The sequence below is a fragment of the Gordonia bronchialis DSM 43247 genome (assembly GCF_000024785.1).
Lineage (GTDB): Bacteria > Actinomycetota > Actinomycetes > Mycobacteriales > Mycobacteriaceae > Gordonia > Gordonia bronchialis.
Genome location: NC_013441.1, coordinates 830078 through 846181 on the forward strand (window position 1 = coordinate 830078; position 16104 = coordinate 846181).

20 protein-coding genes are annotated in these 16104 nt (G+C 66.8%); 14 read left to right on the forward strand and 6 right to left on the reverse strand.

The genetic code is table 11. From position 1 onward, the window contains the following. The first annotated feature begins 53 nt into the window (after positions 1–53). The 6 genes from GBRO_RS03810 to GBRO_RS03835 all read left to right on the forward strand — a co-directional run bounded on the left by GBRO_RS03810 (position 54) and on the right by GBRO_RS03835 (position 5429). Positions 54–1391: a DUF445 domain-containing protein gene (locus tag GBRO_RS03810; protein ID WP_012832670.1), complete on the forward strand. Its 1338-nt coding sequence runs from the start codon at positions 54–56 to the stop codon at positions 1389–1391. 63 nt (positions 1392–1454) lie between these two features. Further along, the gene (locus GBRO_RS03815; protein ID WP_052298217.1) at positions 1455–1928 is read left to right on the forward strand and encodes a helix-turn-helix domain-containing protein; all 474 of its coding nucleotides are present in this window, start codon (positions 1455–1457) and stop codon (positions 1926–1928) included. A gap of 102 nt (positions 1929–2030) precedes the next feature. Continuing rightward, positions 2031–3101 (forward strand): hypothetical protein, encoded by a 1071-nt coding sequence (locus GBRO_RS03820; RefSeq protein WP_012832672.1) that lies wholly within the window; start codon positions 2031–2033, stop codon positions 3099–3101. A gap of 47 nt (positions 3102–3148) precedes the next feature. Then, entirely contained in the window at positions 3149–3463 is a 315-nt protein-coding gene (locus GBRO_RS03825; RefSeq protein ID WP_012832673.1) for a DUF2516 family protein, read from the forward strand. A 36-nt stretch (positions 3464–3499) separates the two neighbouring features. Continuing rightward, positions 3500–4318 carry a MerR family transcriptional regulator gene (locus GBRO_RS03830; RefSeq protein WP_012832674.1) on the forward strand — a complete coding sequence of 273 codons (819 nt, stop codon included), beginning with the start codon at positions 3500–3502 and terminating at the stop codon, positions 4316–4318. 67 nt (positions 4319–4385) lie between these two features. Further along, the gene (locus GBRO_RS03835; protein ID WP_012832675.1) at positions 4386–5429 is read left to right on the forward strand and encodes an alpha/beta fold hydrolase; all 1044 of its coding nucleotides are present in this window, start codon (positions 4386–4388) and stop codon (positions 5427–5429) included. Positions 5430–5523: 94 nt separating this feature from the next. Here GBRO_RS03835 and GBRO_RS03840 read toward each other — a convergent pair whose 3' ends face one another. Further along, positions 5524–6612 (reverse strand): UDP-N-acetylmuramate dehydrogenase, encoded by a 1089-nt coding sequence (locus GBRO_RS03840; RefSeq protein ID WP_041919711.1) that lies wholly within the window; start codon positions 6610–6612, stop codon positions 5524–5526. A gap of 69 nt (positions 6613–6681) precedes the next feature. Here GBRO_RS03840 and GBRO_RS03845 point away from each other — a divergent pair, with 69 nt between their 5' ends. The 6 genes from GBRO_RS03845 to GBRO_RS03870 all read left to right on the forward strand — a co-directional run bounded on the left by GBRO_RS03845 (position 6682) and on the right by GBRO_RS03870 (position 11549). Further along, positions 6682–7182, forward strand: a complete 501-nt coding sequence (locus GBRO_RS03845; protein ID WP_012832677.1) for a DUF2505 domain-containing protein — start codon at positions 6682–6684, stop codon at positions 7180–7182. Between the two features lie 10 nt (positions 7183–7192). Beyond that, positions 7193–7702, forward strand: a complete 510-nt coding sequence (locus tag GBRO_RS03850; protein ID WP_012832678.1) for a DUF2505 domain-containing protein — start codon at positions 7193–7195, stop codon at positions 7700–7702. Continuing rightward, on the forward strand, positions 7699–8478 hold the full coding sequence (locus GBRO_RS03855; RefSeq protein ID WP_012832679.1) for a class I SAM-dependent methyltransferase: 780 nt from the start codon (positions 7699–7701) through the stop codon (positions 8476–8478). The genes GBRO_RS03850 and GBRO_RS03855 overlap by 4 nt, the downstream gene beginning before the upstream one ends. A 16-nt stretch (positions 8479–8494) precedes the next feature. Next, complete coding sequence (locus GBRO_RS03860; protein WP_052298218.1) at positions 8495–9346, forward strand: carbon-nitrogen hydrolase family protein; 852 nt, start codon at positions 8495–8497, stop codon at positions 9344–9346. A gap of 30 nt (positions 9347–9376) precedes the next feature. Beyond that, positions 9377–10669, forward strand: a complete 1293-nt coding sequence (locus GBRO_RS03865) for an LmeA family phospholipid-binding protein (RefSeq protein ID WP_012832681.1) — start codon at positions 9377–9379, stop codon at positions 10667–10669. Positions 10670–10760: 91 nt separating this feature from the next. Continuing rightward, positions 10761–11549: a hypothetical protein gene (locus GBRO_RS03870; protein WP_012832682.1), complete on the forward strand. Its 789-nt coding sequence runs from the start codon at positions 10761–10763 to the stop codon at positions 11547–11549. Positions 11550–11582: 33 nt separating this feature from the next. Here GBRO_RS03870 and GBRO_RS03875 read toward each other — a convergent pair whose 3' ends face one another. Both GBRO_RS03875 and purU read right to left on the reverse strand, forming a co-directional pair. Continuing rightward, entirely contained in the window at positions 11583–12140 is a 558-nt protein-coding gene (locus tag GBRO_RS03875) for a pyridoxamine 5'-phosphate oxidase family protein (protein ID WP_012832683.1), read from the reverse strand. Between the two features lie 166 nt (positions 12141–12306). Further along, positions 12307–13257, reverse strand: a complete 951-nt coding sequence (gene purU, locus GBRO_RS03880) for a formyltetrahydrofolate deformylase (RefSeq protein ID WP_012832684.1) — start codon at positions 13255–13257, stop codon at positions 12307–12309. 27 nt (positions 13258–13284) lie between these two features. On the opposite strand from purU, the gene deoC reads away from it, so the two are divergent. Next, positions 13285–13962 (forward strand): deoxyribose-phosphate aldolase, encoded by a 678-nt coding sequence (gene deoC, locus GBRO_RS03885; protein WP_012832685.1) that lies wholly within the window; start codon positions 13285–13287, stop codon positions 13960–13962. Between the two features lie 331 nt (positions 13963–14293). Here deoC and GBRO_RS03890 read toward each other — a convergent pair whose 3' ends face one another. Beyond that, entirely contained in the window at positions 14294–14656 is a 363-nt protein-coding gene (locus GBRO_RS03890; protein ID WP_012832686.1) for an Rv2640c family ArsR-like transcriptional regulator, read from the reverse strand. Between the two features lie 99 nt (positions 14657–14755). Between GBRO_RS03890 and GBRO_RS03895 the strand changes: the two genes are divergently transcribed. Continuing rightward, positions 14756–15241, forward strand: a complete 486-nt coding sequence (locus GBRO_RS03895) for an ArsI/CadI family heavy metal resistance metalloenzyme (RefSeq protein ID WP_172491652.1) — start codon at positions 14756–14758, stop codon at positions 15239–15241. Between the two features lie 22 nt (positions 15242–15263). Here the strand turns inward: GBRO_RS03895 and GBRO_RS03900 are convergent, their stop codons facing one another. Further along, positions 15264–15674 (reverse strand): arsenate-mycothiol transferase ArsC, encoded by a 411-nt coding sequence (locus GBRO_RS03900; RefSeq protein ID WP_012832688.1) that lies wholly within the window; start codon positions 15672–15674, stop codon positions 15264–15266. Then, positions 15671–16096: an arsenate reductase ArsC gene (locus GBRO_RS03905; RefSeq protein ID WP_012832689.1), complete on the reverse strand. Its 426-nt coding sequence runs from the start codon at positions 16094–16096 to the stop codon at positions 15671–15673. The genes GBRO_RS03900 and GBRO_RS03905 overlap by 4 nt, the downstream gene beginning before the upstream one ends. Positions 16097–16104 lie beyond the last annotated feature (8 nt).

A 16104-nucleotide genomic window follows, 5' to 3' on the forward strand; every position in this document is an offset into this window, starting at 1 on the left:
GAGTGGTCTGGCACGACACCCAACACTAATCGCAGCAGGGTAAGACTGGTTCCATGTCTTCTGCTGCTGTTCCCGACATTGCGGACCCCTCCGCCGGCCCAGCGGCGCGTTCCGCGCCGGGCTTCGCGGGGGATGGTGCCGGTGATGCCCGGCGTCGCCGCGATCTGCGCAAGATGAAGGTCGTCGCGACCGGCTTCCTGGTGTTTGCCGCGATCGTTTACCTGTTCACCCGCTACCTCGAGCATCGCGACGGCACCGACGTGGCCGCGTGGGTCGGTTATGTGCGGGCGGCGTCGGAAGCGGGCATGGTGGGTGCGCTGGCGGACTGGTTTGCGGTGACCGCACTGTTCCGTCATCCGTTGGGCCTGCCGATCCCGCACACCGCGCTGATCCGTAAGAAGAAGGACGACATCGGTGATCAGCTCGGCGAGTTCATCGAGCAGAACTTCATGATCCCCGACGTGGTGGTGCAGCGGGCCCAGCAGCTCGATCTGCCGCGCCGGTTGTCCACGTGGCTGGCCGATCCGCGCAACGCGCCCCAGGTGTCCGACGAGGCGACCCGGGTGATCGGACTGGCCGCCGAGATGCTGCGCGACGAGGATGTCGAGCAGCTCATCCAGGCGGCACTGAAGTGGGCCGCCGAACCGGAGTGGGCGCCGCCGACGGGCCGCATCCTGGAACAGCTCATCGCCGAGGACCGGCTGGAGCCGGTGTTCCAGCTGCTGTGCGACCGCGCGCATGAATGGGCGTTGGGCAGCCAGGACCTCATCGACCGCGTCGTCGACAAGGACGGACCGTCGTGGACGCCGAAATTCGTCAACAACCTGGTGGGCGACAAGATCTATCGGGAGCTGGTGGAGTTCACCTACAAGGTGCGCACCAACCCCGATCACGAACTCCGTCGCTCCATGCACGAGTTCGCGCAGCACTTCTCCCAGGACCTTCAGCACGATCCGGAGATGATCGCGAAATTCGAGGGCATCAAGCAGGAGCTGGTGGGGCGCGACGAGGTGACCGGTGCCGCGTCGACGGCCTGGAAGACCGGTAAGGCCGTGATCGAACAGATGTTGGCCGATCCCAACAGCACTCTGCGGAACACGTTGTCGGACTCCGTGATCCGGCTCGCTGTGCGCATCCGCGACGATCGTCCGCTGCAGGAGAAGATGAACGGCTGGGTGGCGCGGGTGGCCCATCACGTCGCGTCGAACTACTCGCAGGAGATCATCTCGGTCATCACCGAGACCGTCCGCGGATGGGATGCCGACGACACCAGTCGCAAGATCGAGCTGCAGGTGGGTCGCGACCTGCAGTTCATCCGGATCAACGGCACGGTCGTCGGGTCGCTGGCGGGGCTGGCGATCTACACGGTGTCGGTTCTCATCTTCGGTTAACCGGTGTGCTTGCACTTGCTAGCACCCGGGTCGATACTGGGATCGGTCGACGATGGGAGCACGATGGGAGCTCAGGAGCGCAACGGGTCCGGCGAGGCGGGGGACCCAGAGGTGAGCGCCGACGCCGAGTCTGCGGCGCCCCCCGAGTCCGACGCCGACGACGGATCGTCGAATCCTGTTGAGGCGGTGGCCAATGCGGCCCAGGACATCGGCGCGTTCATCCGCTCGCAACGTGTGGCGGCGGAGGTCTCGCTGCGGCAACTCGCCGAACGTGCGGGCGTGAGCAACCCATATCTCAGCCAGATCGAACGGGGGCTGCGGAAGCCGTCGGCCGATGTGCTGGCACAGATCGCCAAGGGTTTGCGCGTGTCGGCCGAGGTTTTGTACGTGCGGGCAGGGATTCTGGAGGAGCGCCCGGCGAGTCCGGTGCGCGACGCCCTGATCGCCGACGATTCGATCAACGAACGACAGAAGCAGATGTTGCTGGAGATCTACGACTCTTTCCGCAAGGAGAACGCGGCAGCAGACGAGTCGTGATCTCCTGAAGCCCGACGATGCCATTCGTCGACGTCACCGTCGGGTGACCTCGGTGCCTGGTATCGGCACCCCACCCAGTACACCCGGCAAGGAGCGAAGGACATGACCGAGAATCCGTTGACCACTGCCGTCGCCCAGGTGTCGGCGCTGCTTGCCGAGGTGCGTGAGCGCGGTGAGGCGGCCACCGAGCAGGCCCAATCCCGTCTCGCCGTGACTGCCGAGAAGACCCAGTCGAGGCTTGCCGAGACTGCCGAGAAGACCCAGTCGAGGCTTGCCGAGACTGCCGAGAAGACCCAGTCGAGGCTTGCCGAGACTGCCGAGAACACGCAGGCCCGGATCGATGATGCGCTGGCGACGGCACTGGCGTTGTTCGAGGAGGCGCGGGTGAAACTGTCGTCCCTGCCCATCGAGGTGCCGGCCGAAATCGAGGAGTTGCGCAACAGGTTTTCGCCGGAGGAGCTGCGCAGCGTCGCCGAGGCGTATCTGGCCGTCGCCGCCGGTTTGTTGACGTCGCTGTCCGAGCGTGGTGAAGAGGTGGTGGACAAGCTCAAGTCGCAGCCGGTGGTCGGCTCGAATCTGCCGAAGCTGGAGAAGGTCTACAACGATGCCGTCGGGCTGACCGGTGACGCGCTGGGTGTGGTGTCGGCGCAGACCCGTCTCGTCGGGGAGCGTGCGGCGAAGTTGGCCGGTGCCGCTGACGACACCCGCGAACTGCCCGCCCAGAAGTCACCTGCCGCCAAGGCGCCCGCGACGGTGGCCGAGGCGGTCGGTGCGCCCGCGAAGACAGCTGTCGCGAAGACCGGTGCGGCGACGAAGGCGGCACCCAACAAGTTGCCGGCGAAGAAGGCCGCAGCGACGACGGCCCCGGCGACGAAAGCTCCGGCCAAGAAGGCGGCCCCGGCCAAGAAGGCGGCAGCCACCAAGGCCCCGGTCAAGAAGGCCGCCCCGGCGAAGAAGGCGGCTGCCAAGAAGGCCGAATCGGTGAAGGCCCCCGCCCAGAAGGCCGCCGCCAAGAAGGTCGCCGCCAAGAAAGTCGCTGCCAAGAAGGTCACCGCGAAGAAGACCGCTGCCAAGAAGGCCGCACTTGCCAAGGCGGCCAAGAAAGCAGTCCCGGCCAAGAAGGCTCCTGCCAAGAAAGCTCCGGCCAAGAAGGCCCCCGGCTCGGGGAGCTGAGGCGCGCCGCCCCACAGGCGTCTGCCGTCGACCACTACAGTAAAAGCGTGGATTCTCTCTTCTCGATCACCGCTGCCGGGCAGAGCCTCATCCTGTGGACGCTGACCGTGGTTGCGGGGGTGGTCTCGCTGATCGCCCTGGTGCATGCGTCGATCCAGCGCAAGGACGCCTTCCCGGCTGTCGACCGGCAGTCCAAGGTCGTGTGGGTGGCGCTGCTTGCCGGCTCGACATTGTTCATCTGGTTCTTCCAGGCGCCGTCGCTGCTCTACCTCGTCGGTGTCGTCGCGATGCTCGTCTACCTCGTGGACGTGCGGCCCCGCGTGGACTCCATCCAGGGCAAGTCGTGGTTCAAGAAGGCATGAGCGTGACTACCGACCCGGTAGGAAGGCGCTGAGCGCGTGGCGGAGTATCGGATCAACGAGCTGGCCGACGCGTCGGGAGTGAGCGTCCGCAACATCCGGGTCTATCAGGATCGGGGGTTGTTGCCGCCGCCGGCGATTCGTGGCCGGGTCGGCTGGTATTCCGACGAACACCTGGTGCGCCTGAATCTGATCTCCCGCATGCTCGAGCGCGGCTACACATTCGCGACGATCAGCGAGTTGCTGCATGCCGCTCACTACGGGATGCGCGTCGAGCAGATCCTGCGCGGTACCCCGAAGGGTGGCCGTTTCCGCAACTTCAAGCGCGCGGCGACGATCACCATCACCGAGCTCCGCAAAACCCTCAACGCCAGCGACCGGTCCATCGCGCTCAGCCAGAAACTCGGTCTGCTCACCAAGGACGGTGCGCATTACGCGATCAAGAACCCGGAGGTCCTCGAGGGCGCCGAACTGCTGGTGAAGAGCGGCATCGACATCGACGTGCTCCTCGACCGCTGGGTTCGCGTGCAGGGTGACCTCGAAGATGTCGCGCAGAGCTTCGTCTCGATCATCACCGACAAATACTTCGACGAGAACCTGCCGGACATGGACGAGGCGGCGGTCAGCAAGATGGCCGAGCTGATCGGGACGGTGCGGCCGATGGCCCACGACATCGTGGAGACCACCTTCCGTAAGGCGCTCGACGAGCAGATCTCCAAGGCGATCGGGGAGGCGGCCACCTACTTCGACGCCGCGGATGCGGTCGACGCCGCCGACGCGGGTGAGGACCCAGCGGCGACGACCCCGGACAATACGTCAATGAACATTGGTACATTGGACTCCGACACCACGCAGTGATGAGCCACTCTCCTGCTCATCCGTGCTGGTGAGTAGGGAGTAGACGGTGAAGAAGAGTTCAGTTGCCATGGCCGGTGTCGCGCTCGGTGCGGGCGTGGTCGGCGTGGGTGTCGGCACGATCTTCGCGGGCATCGCCCGAGATGCGTTCCGGGCCGAGCCGGCTGTCGACGACGGTCCCGACGAACTGCTCCGCGAGCCCGCCCGGGCCCCTGAGCGCCGACAGGTTCGCAGCGCCGACGGCACCCGACTCAACGTCGAGGTCTACGGACCCGACGCCGCAGACTCCGACGACATCGTCGTCATGGTGCACGGCTGGACCTGCAACACCGCCCACTGGTACCCGCAGATCAACGCGCTGGCCGAGCGGACGACCGTGGTCGCCTACGATCAGCGCGGTCACGGCCGCAGCGAACGCGGTCGCGCCCGGCCCACGGTCGCCATGCTCGGCCAGGACCTCGATGCGGTTCTCGACGCCGTGGTCGGCGACGGTCGTCGCGCGGTCCTCGTCGGGCACAGCATGGGGGGCATGACCATCATGTCGTGGGCCGCGCAGTACGCCGACAAGGTACCCACGACGGTGTCCGGTGTCGCGCTCACCTCCACCGCGGCCAAGGCGGTCCTGCAGAATCACACCCTGATCCCGATGAATCTGCCGCGCTACACGCGTCCCTTCGAGGCGACGGTCGGCAAGTTGTTCACCTCGGCACCCGTGCCGATCCCGAAAACCCCTTATGGCGGCCGACTTTCGCACTACATCGCGCTCGGACCCAACGCCCGCAAGGCACACGTGGATTTCGTCGACGACATGATCGGCGCCTGCCCACCCCGGTCGCGTGCGGGATGGGGTGCCGCGATGGGCAAACTCGATGTGACCGCCGGGCTCGAGGCGCTGACGGTGCCGACCACCGTCATCGTCGGCACCGACGACCGCCTGACACCTGCCTCACACGCGGAGCAGATGGCAGAAGTGTTGCGGCGCAACGGACATCTGCGAGACCTGGTGATCTACGACGGCGTAGGGCACATGTCGAGCATCGAGGCCGCGGAGCGGTTCAACGAGTTGCTGGCCGACATCCTCGCCGAGGTGGGGTCGGAGAAGGTGCCGGCCTGAGCCGGTGCGCCGTACAGGAAGGTCACCGCTGAGGACACCGGCATGTACCGGTGCACCTCGACCCGCCCAGCGGTGACCTTTCTGGATACTCGCCCTAGATCGCGCAGTTGACCAGCACCGGTTCTGGCCGCAGCGTGACGCCGAAGGCGTCGAAGACGCCGTCGCGGACGTCGCGAGCCAGGTCGAGGAGTTCGTCGGTGGTCGCGGCACCCCGATTGGTCAGTGCCAGTGTGTGTTTGGTGGACAGCCGCACCGGTGAGTCCGGTCCGGGATAGCCGCGGGAGAAGCCGGCGCGTTCGATCAGCCACCCGGCTGACAGCTTGATCCCGGCGTTCTCATCGGCGGCGTCGGCGGGATAGGACGGCACGCTGACATCGGCGCCGACGACCGTCCTGATGCGATGCAACGCCGTGGTGGCGGCCTGGGCGTCGAGGATCGGATTGGTGAAAAACGAACCGGCACTCCAGGTGTCGTGATCGTCGGGATCGAGGACCATACCTTTGCCGCGACGCAGCGCCAGCACCTGTTCGCGGACCGCCGCGGCGTCGACCCGATCGCCCGGTTGCACCCCGAGCATCGTCGACAACTCGCGATAACTCACCGGCTGTGATTCGCGGTTCTCGTTGAGCCAGAACGACACGGCGACGACGACGAAGTCGCAGCGATGTTTGAGATTGCTGGTGCGGTAGCCGAGACCGAGTTCGGCCGGCGCCACCCATCGCAGGCCGCCGGAACGCCGGTCGAGCACCTGGACCTCGCGCAGGATGTCGGCGACCTCCACCCCGTAGGCGCCGACGTTCTGCACGGGCGTCGCACCGGCCGCGCCGGGGATGCCGGAGAGACATTCGAGGCCACCGAAGCCGGCGTCGACGGTGGCGGCGACCAGATCGTCCCAGGCGACCCCGGCGTCGGCCGTCACGTGCGTGCGCCCGGACTCGCGGCCGGTCCCGAACTCGATGCGGTCGCTGCCGATGACCATGGCGGTGCCGTCGAATCCCTCGTCGGCGATCACCAGGTTGGACCCGCCACCGATGATGAGGACCGGTTCGCCCTGCTGATCGAGGTCGGTGACGGTTTCCACCACGCTGCGCGTGTCGTCGCAGCGGACGACGACGCGGGCGGGTCCGCCGAGTCGCAGGGTGGTCCGGCCGGCCAGCGGCTCGCTCCGACGAGTGTCTGTCACGGCCCCAACGGTAGCCGTAGCGGTGCACATCACTGCCCCGGCACCTGCCGAACAGGTAGCGTTCTGCCCATGTCGAGCAAGCTGCAGCATTCGGTCACCTATCCCTTTTCGACACAGCGGTTGTGGGAGCTCGTCACCAACGAGCAGTACTGGCACGACCTCATCGAGCGCATCAATTCCAGCCATGGACACATCGACAGCTACACCCGCGACGGCGACACCGTGGTCGTCGAGATGCATCAGGGGATCCCGGCCGACAAACTGCCGTCGGGGGTCACCAAGATCAAACCCGGCGACATGGAGATCCCGCGCCGCAACACCTTCCGGCTCGTCGGCGACACCATCGAGGGGGAGATCGCCGCAACCGTCGACGGCGCCCCGGTCAAGATCAACGGGACCCTGACGATGTCGGGGGATCCGGCCCGCACCGACTACACCGCGGACGTCGCGGTGAGCATCCCGCTGCTCGGCGGGAAGATCGAGAAGCAGGTCATCGGACATTTGATCGACTTGCTCGACAGCGAACACGGACACACCGTCGATTGGGAGCAGGAGAATCGCCTGACGTAGCCTGGTCGACATGGCACGACGGCTCAGCTATTCCGCACGGTACAAGCATCCCGCGGAGAAGCTCTATCAGGCGCAGAGCACCCGCCAGTACTGGGACGACATGATGGCGGGCTTCCAGATGATCTCGCCGCACTGCGAGGTGGCCTCCTTCACCTCCGACGAGACCGGCCTCAAGGTGGTGCTCAAGCAGACCATCGGTCGTGATCAGCTCCCGCCGCTGGCGCAGACGGTGCTGATGAAGGACATGATCATCACCCGCGAGGAGTCCTTCGGTCCGTTCGACCCGGACAACACCAAGGGCACCTACAACGCGTCGATCCCGGCCGGTCCGGGCAGCCTCAACGGCTGGCAGGAACTGTTCCCCACCGAGACCGGTTGCACGATCCGCAAGACCACCGAGGTCAAGGTCTTCATCCCGTTCGTCAACGGCAAGCTCGAGCAGATGATGCTGGTGAACCTGGTGGATCTCTTCCGGGCCGAGGCGGAGTACGCCAAGGACTGGATCGACAAGAACATGTGAGCGGGCCCGGCCCGCTCGGCCGCATCACCCGCGGCACCACCAACATCAACCGGCTGCGTCGCGTCGATCGGTGGATGACGCACGATCCGCGGGTCCTCGCCGCACTCGGCGACCGTCCGGTGCCGCTGGCCGTCGACCTCGGCTACGGAGCCCGCCCCGACACCACCCTGGAATTCGCCTCCCGGCTACGTCGCGTCGCACCGCGTGTGGAGGTCGTGGGCCTGGAGATCGACCCGGAGCGAGTGGTTGCCGCCCGTGACGGCGTGCGGTTCGGCGTCGGCGGATTCGAACTCGCCGGCCTGCGACCCGATGTGGTGCGTGCCTTCAACGTGCTTCGCCAATACGACGAGAACGAGGTGGCCGACGCGTGGGCGCGCATGTGTGGTGCGCTGGCACCGGGCGGGGTCATCGTCGAAGGCACCTGCGACGAGATCGGACGCCGATGCGCCTGGGTTCTCCTCGACGCCGGCGGCCCGGTGAGTCTGACGCTGAGCTGGGCGCCCGAGCACACCGGCCGTCCGTCCGAGCTGGCCGAACGCCTACCCAAAGCGCTGATCCATCGGAACATTCCGGGGGAAGGTATCCACCGGCTGCTGACGTCGGCCGACGAATGCTGGGACATCGCGGCACCGCACGCGCCCTACGGTCCGCGACGACGCTGGCACGAGACACTGAGATTGCTGCGCTCGCGGGGAATCGACTGTGCCGTACCGCGCGGCCGGTCCGTGGACAACGTCCTGTCGGTTCCCTGGCGTCTGGTTGCGCCCGCGGAGTGACATTACTGTGAGCCGTATGCGTGTGGCGATGGCCCAGATCAGCTCGAGCGACGACGTCGAGGCGAACCTCGCGACCGTCGTCGCCGGAATCGGGGAGGCGGCCGCGAACGGTGCCGAGCTCGTTGTGTTCCCGGAGGCCGCCATGTGCCGGTTCGGGGTGCCGCTCGGGCCGGTCGCGCAGCAGCTCGACGGTCCGTGGGCCGACGCGGTGTCCGCGGCCGCCGTCGACGCCGGGATCAGCGTCGTGGCCGGCATGTTCACCCCCGCCGACGACGGCCGCGTCCACAACACGCTACTGATCGCGACACCCGGCGGGGAGCGCATCGAATACTACAAGATCCACCTCTACGACGCCTTCGGATTCCGGGAGTCACGGACCGTCGCACCCGGGGACCGGCCGGTGACCTTCGCCGTCGGCGACGCCACGGTCGGCGTGGCCACCTGCTACGACGTGCGTTTTCCCAATCTGTTCACCACGTTGGCGCGCCGCGGGGCCGACGTCATCGTGGTGCCCACGTCCTGGGGTTCCGGGCGCGGGAAACTGCATCAGTGGGAGGTGCTGGTAACGGCGCGGGCGCTGGATTCGACATCGTTTGTGGTGGGTGTCGGCCAGGCGGCACCGGCCGATCCCGACGTCGCAGCCTCCGGTGCACCCACCGGAATAGGCCACAGCCAAATCACAGATCCCTTCGGTAGCGTGGTCGCCGCGTACGACGAGAACGTCCGGATCGACGTCCACGACATCGACCTGACGCTGGTGGGGAAGGCGCGTGAGCAACTGGCCGTCCTAGCCAATGAAACCCATCTGCCGGTGAACACATCCGCCGGACAGTTCCGGCGCCCCGAGACCGAGGAACCCCGACGGTAGGGCACACACCCGCCACCGAGGACGGAATCCATGACCGACGACAAGCGACCAGACCATCCGTCGTCACCGGACACCACGTCCGGTGACACCCCCGCTGACGCCTCGACGCCGAGCGCCCCGGACAGCCCTGCCGGCCCGGCTTCACCCGCCGAGCAGCCGACGAGGCAGCACGCCACCGGCGGACATGCGACGCCCGCACCGGGTGACGACGCGCCGGCGACCGAGCAGATCCCCCAGACCGGGCCACATGCCACCGAGCAGATCCAGCGTCCGGTCACCGAGCCGGCGGCGCGGGCGTACTCGCAGGTGCCCCCGTCGCAGGCACCCGGCACCGCCCAGTTCCCGACCGGCACGCAGCCGGCCGACGACTTCGGGCCGGTCGGGCCGAGTTCCGGACCGCAAGACGCCACCACCGGCCCGGTGCGGACGGCGCCCACCAAACGCAAGCGCAGCCGGCTCACGATCGCCGTCGCATCGGTGCTCGCCGTCGTCCTCGTCCTCATCATCGCCGGCGTCGGCAGCGAGTTGTACCTGCGACACCGGCTCACCAGCTGCGTCTCCGATTCGGTCAGCGATTCCGCCGGTTTCCCGGTCGACGTCTCGTTGAGCAAGAAACCCATTCTGCTGCAATGGATCAGCGGCAGTGCCCCGTGGGCCGAGCTGCACGGCAACGGTGACAACGGCGAGCACATCGACGTGCGCGTCGAGGACGTGGGACTGTCCGGCGGTGAGGTCGGCAGCGTCGACGGCACGGTGAACATCAACGGCGTCGCTCTCGACGGGCGTGCCGACAACGTCAAGGGCGACGGCAGTGAGGCGGTCACCCTCGGCAAACTCGATGCCACCGGAAGCGTCGATTTCAATCGGGTCGTCGCCGCGAGCAAAGCGGCCGCCGACACCAACGGCGGTACCGAGGGACAGCCCACCGGAATGGCCGGCGGCATCGAGAGCATCACCGGCAATGCCGCCGACCAGACCATCCAGGTGGTCTCCAATTTCCCGGCGCTGTTCATGACGATCCCGGTCACCACGATCATCAAGCCGGTCCTCAACCAGGGGAAAGTGACCTTTGAGGCGGTCAAGACCACCGCCGAGGTCCCCCTGCTGAGCAGCATCGAGATCCCGCAGAACTGGGCCCAGCAGATCATCGACCAGGTGACCCCGCAGATGTTCGGGTCGTTCTTCAACGAGGTCAACATCACCACCCTCAAGGTGACCGGCAACGGTGTCGACTTCGCCCTCAACGGCACCGACGTGCGGCTTGATCAGCAGACGACCTCGATGTCGGGTCAGGGCAAGTCCTTCGACTGCTCGATCATCTGAGCGATCGGGCGCCGATGGTGAATCGGTACCCTGGAGCATGTCCGATTTGCCGGGCCGACCGGCCGGACCCGCCGACAGTCTGGAGGCCACAATGCCCACCCTCATCCTGATCGCCGTCATTGTCCTGATCGTGGTGGCGGTCGTCGTCGTCGCCCAGCAGCGGTCCGGTGCGAACCGGGCCGAGGCACTCGACGACGCCAAAGCCGATGCCCGACAGGTCATCGAGCGGCTCGGTGGGCAGGTGTATCAACTTGTCGGCGACGGTCCGGCGTCGAAGCAGGCCCTCGCCGACGCCGGGGAGCGGTACAACGCGGCCGGGTCGCAGATCGAGCAGGCCAACACGCCCGCGCAGGCGCGGCTGGCCAAGCAGACCGCCATCGAGGGGCTGTACTACATCCGGGCCGCCCGCACCGCGATGGACATCGATCCCGGACCGCCGATCCCCGAGCTCGAGGGGCAGAAGAGCGCGGGTGCGGTGACCGAGAAGCGGGCCGTCGAATTCGAGGGGCGCGAGGTCGAGGCATCACCGGAACCGTCGTCGACGACTCCCAACTACTATCCGGGCGGCCGGGTCGCCGGACGACCGGTTCCGGCGGGCTGGTACTCCGAGCCGTGGTGGAAACCGGCGCTGGTCGCCGGCGCCTGGGGTGTCGGCTCGATGTTGCTGTTCTCGACGCTCTTTTCCGGCATGGCCGGCGTGAACTACGACGCGGCCGCCTTCGAGAACGGTGCCGGTGACGGTTCCGACGCCGGAGCGCTCGACGCCGGTGACATGGGCGACGGGGGCGGCGGGGGCGACTTCGGCGACGGGGGCGGCGATTTCGGTGGTGGCGATTTCGGTGGTGGCGACTTCGGCGGTGGCGACTTCGGGGGTTTCTGACCATCACCCGGAACCGCTCCCGCGTCGGCCGTTCTACTCCGTGGCGAAGGTGAACCGCGTGCAGTCCGTCGGGAACGACGACCATGCGAATGCGCGTCGCGGCGTGATGGCACGCAGGCCGCCGCCGTTGGTCATCGACTCCCACGCGTTGGCCTCCGGCGAGTAGCCGAGTTCGGCATACTTGCCGAACGCCGCCGCGATGCGCTCACCGAGACCATCGGCGCGTGCGCGGACGGCAACCGAATTGCCTTCGACGATCACCACATCCGTGCCGCTCTCCAGGGTCAGTGTGCACGCTGGATTGACTTCGACGTTGCGTGTGTGCCGGGTCGTCGGGGCGCCGTCGTAGAAGAATCGACCGGCGACCCAGACCCCCCAACGGGGCACCGTGTGTGGGGTGCCGTCCGGACGTACCGAACACAGCCAATAGTGTTGTGCAGCAACGAGTTTTTGCTCCGCCGACGCCCAGTCGCGGGCGCCGGCGGGGTCGGTGTCGACGCCATAGCCGTCGGGGAAGCGGGGGCGGTCGATGGCAGGATCAGGAACGGGCGGAAGGGAATCGGCTTCGCGGATGGGTGTGCTCGTCGTCATGGTGCGACACTACGACGTGACGGGTCTTCGGCACCCGACCGTTCTTGCGCTGTTGCGGTTACCGCTCTATCCCCGCCGGCCGCCCGGACGTCCGGACGGCCGACGTCGGCCGGCAACGTCCGAAGGCCCGTCTACATCCGCTGGTTGAGCGCCCGGGACCGCCGGCTCAGCTGAACACCACCGTCTTGCGGCCATGGACCAGGATCCGGTCTTCGAGATGCCAGCGCAAACCCCGTGCGAGAACCAGTGTTTCGATGTCGCGACCCTGACGCACCATGTCCGACACGGAATCTCCGTGGTCGACGCGGATGACGTCCTGCTCGATGATGGGTCCGGCGTCGAGGTCGGCGGTCACATAGTGGCAGGTGGCGCCGATCAGTTTGACGCCCCGCGCGAAGGCCTGGTGGTAGGGCCGGGCGCCGACGAAGCTCGGCAGGAAGCTGTGATGGATGTTGAGGGCGCGCCCGGCCCACGCGTCGCACAGCTGGGGCGGCAGGATCTGCATGAACCGGGCCAGCACGATGGCGTCGGGTGAGTGGGCGTCGACGATCCGGCCGACCTCGGCGAAGGCCTCGGCCTTGCGTTCGCCGGCGAACGGCACGTGATGGAAGGGGATGCCGAATCGGGTGGGCAGTTCCTCGAGATCGCGGTGATTGCCGATCACGGCCTCGATGGATGCGGGCAACTCGCCCCGGTAGGCGCGGCCCAGCAGGTCGGTGAGACAGTGGCTCTCCTTGCTCACCAGCAGCACCACGGACTTGCGTTCGCCGGTGTCGGTGAGCCGCCAATCCGTTTCGTCGCCGAGTTCGGGGGCCACCTCGGTGGCGAAGCGCTCGCGCAGCTGATCCGCGGTGGATGCGACCGAATCGGCCCGCACGGCCTGACGGGTGAAGAACCAGCCGGTCTCGGCGTCCGAGTGGTAGGCCGCCTCGGTGATCCAGCCGCCGACGTCGGCGAGGAAGGACGAGATGCGGGCGACGATGCCGGTACGGTCCGGGCATCCCAGGGTGAGGACGTAGCGTCGCCCCGCGGGATCGGGAAGGACGGGGCTGGATGTTCCTGCACCGGATGTTCCTGCACCGGAAGTCTCTGCGCTGGATGTCTCTGCACTGGCCACGGAACCCAGTGTGCCAAGCTCGACTCTGTGACCAACACCGACCTGCGCCGTGGCGATGTCGCCGCGATCATCGACCACACCCTGCTCAAGCCGGAAGCCACCCACGCCGACGTGCAGGCCACTCTCGCCGAGGCCGCAGACCTCGGTGTGTACGCGGTCTGTGTCTCGCCGTCGATGCTCCCGGTCGACGCCGGAACGCAACGGACCTGTGTGGTCGCCGGTTTCCCGTCGGGTAAGCACCACTCGCTGGTCAAGGCGGCCGAGGCGCGTCTCGCCGTGGACACGGGAGCCGACGAGATCGACATGGTGATCGACGTGGGCGCCGCTGTGGACGGGCGGTTCGACGAGGTCTTCGCCGACATCCTCACCGTGCGGGAGGCTGTCGCCGACGACGCGCTCCTGAAGGTGATCATCGAATCGGCGGCGCTGCTCGAACTCGCCGGCCCGGACGCGGTGACCGAGGTGTGTCGGCGCGCGGTCGACGCCGGGGCGGCATATGTGAAGACCTCCACCGGATTTCACCCGGCCGGTGGCGCGAGTGTGCGGGCGGTCGAGCTGATGCGAGCCGCGGTCGGCGACACCGTCGGTGTGAAGGCATCCGGTGGCATTCGCACGGCCGAGTTCGCCGAAGAACTCATCGTGGCGGGTGCCAGCCGGCTGGGACTCTCGGCGTCACGCGCGGTGCTCGACGGGTTCCCGGATTAGGGCGGGTCTCCCAATCCCTCGCAGTGGAATCGGGAGACATGCCCTAGCTCCCCGACCATTCGTCTATAGCTGAGTTCTGGGCGAATAATTGTGCGGTGCAGCGTATTACAGATTCCTTCGAAAAGGTTTGCGATTTCCCTTGCATACTCGCCATGTCATCTCGCAGGACATCGGTGACACTTCCGCATCAAGACATCGGTGACAGTTTGAGGGGTCTAGGTGGTGACACTTTCATTGGTGTCCGCCACGCAACGCTATGTGCGTTGCGTGGCGCGGTTGCCGACGAGGGGGAGCCTGACGCAGGTGCTCAACTGACCGCGCCTGCGACGGTTCAGCAGCACCCTGTGGTGGCGCTGAGAACGCTGCGTAGCGCTTCCAACGACTCTGGCCGTGCGCGGTAGTAGACGTTCATCCCTCGTCGGTCAGGAGCGACCATGCCGGCCTTGCGGAGCTGCCCCAGGTGGTGGCTCGTGGTGGTCTCGGTGAGGCCGACCGCGGTCGCGAGGTCGCAGGTGCAGATCCCGTTCCCGGTGTCGGCGAGCAGGATCGAGACGAGTTTAATCCGGACCGGATCGGCCAGGGCCTTGAGTCGCAGAGCGATTTCTAGGGCGGTGTCGTCATCGAGCGGGGCCGCGGATACCGGTGCGCAGCAGATCGGGGCACTGATGTCGACCATCGGCAAGGTCTTCGGCATGACCTGACCATACTGGTGTCCTTAATATATGTCGAAAAGGTGGGCACGCTGCATGGTGACCGTAGTTCGATATATGTCTCACAGGTGAAGGTGATGGTCATGTCCCGTATGCAGCTGGCGCTCAATGTCGATGATCTCGATACCGCAATCGAGTTCTACTCCAAGCTGTTCAACACCAGCCCGGCCAAACGCAAGCCGGGATACGCCAACTTCGCGGTGGTCGAGCCGCCGCTGAAGCTGGTGCTGCTGGAGAATCCCGGCCAGGGCGGCACGATCAACCATCTCTGCGTCGAGGTCGAGTCGAGCGAGAAGGTGCACGCCGAGATCGCCCGGTTGTCCGGGGAGGGCCTGTTCACCCAGGAGGAGATCAACTCCACCTGCTGTTTCGCGACGCAGGACAAGGTGTGGGTGACCGGACCGGCGAAGGAGAAGTGGGAGGTCTACACCGTGCTCGCTGACTCCGAGACGTTCGGGACCAGCCCGAAACTGCTGGAACAGAACGCCACCGAGGACGCCGAGCAGGGCTCGGTGTGCTGCGGCGGCAGCGCCGCAGACCAGGCCGAGGCGCGCACAGCCTGCTGCTGACAGCCTCGGTTCGCGTTCTCGCCTACCGCGCGATGCGGTCGGCGAGAACGCGAATCCGGGCGGTGATGTCGTCGCGGATCAACCGCATCCGTTCGATGCCGTCGATGCCCCGTTCGGAGGGTTCGTCGGTGTTCCACACTTCGAGGGCGACGCCGTCGGGTGGGGTGACCTCGGCGGTGCCCACCACCACGACGAGATCTGCAGTTTGCATCAGTTCGTCGGTGAGTTGCCGCGGCTGGTGTCCGGCGACGTCGGCGCCGACTTCGGCGAGCGCCTGGGCGGACAGGTCGTTGACCTGTCCGCCGATCTTCGCACTCGTTCCGGCCGAGGATGGGGTGATCCGGTCGGTGACCGTGGGTGTGAGGTGTTCGGCCATCACGGATTTGCCGCGGTTGGACACGCACACGAACAACACCTTCGGTGGTGTGCTCACTGGCCGACCTGCTGGTTAGCGGGGAGCAGTTCGTCGAGGAGGTCCGCGACCAGTGCGCGGATCTGATCGCGGATCGGGCGGACCGCGTCGATGCCTTGGCCGGCGGGGTCGTCGAGGGCCCAGTCGCGGTAGCTGACGCCGGGGAATACTGGGCATGTATCGCCACAGCCCATGGTGATCACCACATCGGAGGATTCGACGGTGTCGGGGGTGAGGACCTTGGGTGACTGTGCCGAGATGTCGATACCGACTTCAGCCATCGCCTCGACCGCGGCGGGATTGATCGAGTCGGCGGGCGCAGATCCGGCGGAGCGGACCTCGACACTGCCCTGGCTGAGCGCGGTGAGGAACCCCGCGGCCATCTGTGAGCGGCCGGCATTGTGGACGCACACGAACAGCACGCTAGGTCGAGAGGAAGGCATGAGACACA